Source organism: Ruegeria sp. AD11(2025), assembly GCF_056542405.1.
On record NZ_JBQFZU010000074.1, the window covers coordinates 1 to 3,953 of the forward strand.

The window sequence follows — 3,953 nt, forward strand, 5'->3', positions numbered from 1 at the left end:
CAAGGTCCAAATCCGCCATTTTGCTAACCTCCTGATGGTTTCCATCTCCAAAACCTACCAGATGAGAGATCAGGGGATGTCCATTCCATCACAACCGATGAACGTCCGGAAAGGGCCGTCTCCGAAATCCAGCGGCAATGGAGAAGGGGCCAATACCGCCCCGCGGCAAGGAATGATGCATGAATAAACAACTACTGTGGCCAGTTCGCACTGGAATGGCCTCGATAGCCCAGACACGAACTTCATTCATTAACTTTTGGCTTCCAATTGGCTTGTTTCATAGCGTCGCCAAGTTCCACCCCGTATTCTGGATTCGCAAATAGTCTTTGAAACAAAATATCCACCCTACTGTCAGGCCATTCACGCGAGAGTTTATCTGACATAGCTTGAGCTTCACTTTCGTTCCCCAGCATCTGATGAGCCGCCATCAGATAGGCGACAGAAACAGGGCCGACTGGGCCACCCTTTTGGGTCACCTGCTCAAAGGCGGAAACGGCACCTTCGAAATCCTTCAGATGGAACTTTGCAGACCCCATCGCGTTCTGAAACACATAACCTCGGTCCAAATCTATTTTCGACAGTGCGTCTTCGCTGATCGCCACGACTTTTTCGAACTCACCTGAGTACAACAGGATCAATGACACGAACTCCAGCACGTGCACGTCGTTTGGTGCCAACCGCTGCGCCCTGTACGAGAACTCCATAGCTTCAGGCCAATTACCCTTGGTAAATTCGACCCAGGCCTTTGCAGATTGGCTCCACCCCATTTCGGGTGCCAATTCAATCGCCCGGCTGGCCTGTGTGTCCGCGTAACGCAGCAAGTCGCCGGTTGGATCAGCGTCCGGTGTAACCAGCACTATCGTTGCTGCAACCTGCGCGGCTCCTGCATGGCCTCCGAAATAGCTGTCGTCGTTTTCGATTGCCCCCTTGAATATCGTCAGGGCTCCGTTCAGTCGCGCGGGCTCCAAGGCCGGAAAGATCAAATCGCGGCCCGAATTGGCCAGGTTCACGGCCTGAAGCCGCATGGGGGATGCATCAAATATCGCGCTGCGCTCATCTTGGCTCAGGCTATCGACTGGCAGGCTGACTGGAACCCCACGATTTGTCGACATTAACGCAATTGCCACAGCAACACAGATTATAAGGAAAACCCCTGCAATCCCAATGAACGGGCGCGGCCAGGTGTAAGTCTTGGTTTCCGTCTCAGGTATTTCGGGCTGATCCGTCCCGGGCGATTTAATCGATATCTCAGGTGCGTACCCGCCTTTTGGCAGATCGAAAACAGTGACTTCATCGCGGCCATCTTCGACATAATATTCGGCCAGCTTGCGACGCAGGCGACCGGCGTCCACCCGCACCACATTTTCTCTTCGCGCCATCTCGGACATGGTCGCGCCGTAGACATCCATGGCGATTGTTTTGGCACGGATGTCATCGGCTCGACCGCTGATTGATTCCTCGACGACGTAGATAAGAAAGTCCTGCAGTCGCTGTGATCCAGCGAATGTCTGGGATCCGACAAGTCGCTGAAGCGCGACCCGCACATCTTTGGCGTCAGGCGTTCTACCACCACTAATACTAGTCGATGTGCTTTTGGATAATTCCATTTTTTCAGCAAGTTACATCTCTGATTATACCGTATTATGCCCCGATAAACCTTTTGTGAGAAGTGAATTCGGCCAACAATTCGGGGAATCTGTTGATTAGTCGAACGAGCGTCGAATTTGAAAGGTTACGTGCTTGATACCCTGTTTCCGAACCACCAAGCCGCAATTGCAGACTTACGGCGCGCGGACACGGTGTTCGATGAGATTTGCCGGGACTACCAGCTTCTCAGCGACGAGTATCTCTCCATGAATGATGAGCCGGCAAGCCAATCGTACCAGTTTGCCTGCGATATCCGCGAAACCCTGGATGGTCTTCGGGATGAAATCGCCCAGTCACTGCGGCGCGCAGGTAAGATGTAATTCGAAAATGGGGAAGGGATACCGATGAGATCAATATTTAAACATGCCTCGGCCATGGTGCTGATGGCTGGCGCGAGCTTTGCTCAGGATGCGCCCATCATTCATGACGGAGAGTTCCAGTTTCTCCGCGCACAATTTGGCGATCAATGGGATGCTCAGGATACGGAAATCGACGCAAAGCTTGCAGAAATCCGTGACGCCAATGACGGCAAGCCCCCTAATATTCTCTACATTCTGATCGACGATGTCAGCTTCGGTCAGATGGGCAACCGGACGATGAACTATGTCACCGGTTTCGATACGCCCAACATCAACGATTTTGCCACCGAAGGCATGTCCTTGATGAGGATGTATACCGAGCCATCCTGCACGCCAACACGAACAGCGATGTTGACAGGTCGTCATCCGGCGCGCGCGGGCGTGGAAGAGGTCAAGGTTGCGCTGGTCGGTGAAGGTCTTGCGGCCGAAGAAGTCACGATTGCCGAAATCCTGAAGGAGGAAGGGTACAACACCGCGCATGTCGGGAAATGGCATCAGGGCGATATTGAACAATCCTATCCGCACAATCAGGGGTTTGACTGGGCGGCCTTTCCTTTGCACCAGCAAGTTCAACTGAGTCTGATGATACGGGACGCAATGGTCGCCAACAACATGCTTGGCTACCATGCGTCGGGTCAGTCCAACCAGTTTCAGTTGGATCAACGGTTCAAACCCTACGGTCTGGTAACTGGCGTTGAAGGTGAAGCTGGTGGTCTTGCCCGCGAAGTCGATATGGCACCGGGCGAGGAATGGACGCAGGCGAAATACGAAGAAATGAACCTGCGCTATCAGCGTCAGGCATTGGAACAGCTGGAGAAGCTGGCTTCGCAGGACGATCCGTTCTTCATGCAGTACTGGCCGCTCTATCCGCTAAACTTTGCCTATCCTGATGAGGCCGTTTCCCGCAACGGCGGCTTCCATGCCGACAAGTTGCAGATCCTGGACGGTTGGATCGGCGAGGTGCTGGCCAAGCTGGATGAAACCGGAAAGGCAGACAACACCATCGTCATGATCATGGCCGACAATGGCCTGATGTATCATTATGAGGGGACTTCCGGCCTGAACCAGCTGATTTACCGCGGCGGCAAGACGCAGCATCTTGAAGGTGGTGTGCGTACCGATGCCTTCATCCGGTGGCCCGGCGCTATCGAGCCCGGCAGCGCGGCGGGTGACATTGTGCATGTCTCAGACCTGTTCACCACCTTTGCCCGGATCGCAGGTGCAACCGACCGCATTCCGCGCGACCGTGTAATTGACGGTATCGACCAGACCGCGCTGCTGCTTGAAGGCGAAGGCAACTCGCGCCGCGACTATGTTTACGTATATGAAGGACCGATCTTGCGCTCAGTAGTCAAGCAGGAGTTCAAAATGCACCTGCCTGCCCCCGGCCAACCCGGCGCAGCGGCTCCCGTGTTCAATGTCTACCGCGACCCACGCGAGGAACATCCCCTTATCGGGTACTCCCTATGGTCCGGGGCGTCTTTTCAGGACATGGTCAAGCGCCATCAGAAAACCATTGCCAAACACCCGCATCTGCCACTCGGAAAGGGTGTTCCTTATGAAGGAATCGAGAACCTTCGCCCTGAAAGCGAACTAACCAGGGAAGTCTTTTCTAGCTGGCAATAACGAACTTGGGACGGTGGTGGCAAAGCCACCATCTCATCAATCGCACGAGAACTTTTCAGGTACATGATGGCCAGCCATTTTTTCATTCATTCTATCCTGACGTCCGCGTTGCTGATAGCGGGTAGCGCTGCCGGAGCAGAGGAAAACGCGTCAAACCCATTGGCTGCGGTCAACAACACGGACATTCGCTATCAGTATTTTGATCTGGAGGGCGGCGCAGACCGTCAGGAGGTGTTGTCACGTTAACCGTCGTTCGGTTGCTCATGCTTGGATTTGGACATAGGTGACATCGATGAATTCATCGTCGATCAGCTACAAGCA

4 protein-coding genes are annotated in these 3,953 nt (G+C 54.0%); 3 read left to right on the top strand and 1 reads right to left on the bottom strand.

The window, feature by feature from the left end; translation table 11 throughout:
- The coding region (locus ACR1XY_RS24165) for a hypothetical protein (protein WP_480597302.1) at positions 1-187 on the top strand (187 nt) is incomplete at its 5' end.
- A gap of 55 nt (positions 188-242) precedes the next feature.
- Here the strand turns inward: ACR1XY_RS24165 and ACR1XY_RS24170 are convergent.
- Positions 243-1,544: a tetratricopeptide repeat protein gene (locus ACR1XY_RS24170; protein ID WP_480597304.1), complete on the bottom strand. Its 1,302-nt coding sequence runs from the start codon at positions 1,542-1,544 to the stop codon at positions 243-245.
- A gap of 192 nt (positions 1,545-1,736) precedes the next feature.
- Here ACR1XY_RS24170 and ACR1XY_RS24175 point away from each other — a divergent pair, with 192 nt between their 5' ends.
- Both ACR1XY_RS24175 and ACR1XY_RS24180 read left to right on the top strand, forming a co-directional pair.
- Positions 1,737-1,967 (top strand): hypothetical protein, encoded by a 231-nt coding sequence (locus ACR1XY_RS24175; RefSeq protein ID WP_171212846.1) that lies wholly within the window; start codon positions 1,737-1,739, stop codon positions 1,965-1,967.
- Between the two features lie 24 nt (positions 1,968-1,991).
- Complete coding sequence (locus ACR1XY_RS24180; protein WP_171212847.1) at positions 1,992-3,632, top strand: sulfatase-like hydrolase/transferase; 1,641 nt, start codon at positions 1,992-1,994, stop codon at positions 3,630-3,632.
- The last annotated feature ends 321 nt before the right edge of the window (positions 3,633-3,953 follow it).

Excerpts from the sequence above, each read along its gene's own strand:
- ACR1XY_RS24180 (WP_171212847.1), top strand. The coding sequence starts at position 1,992 with ATGAGATCAATATTTAAACATGCCTCGGCCATGGTGCTGATGGCTGGC.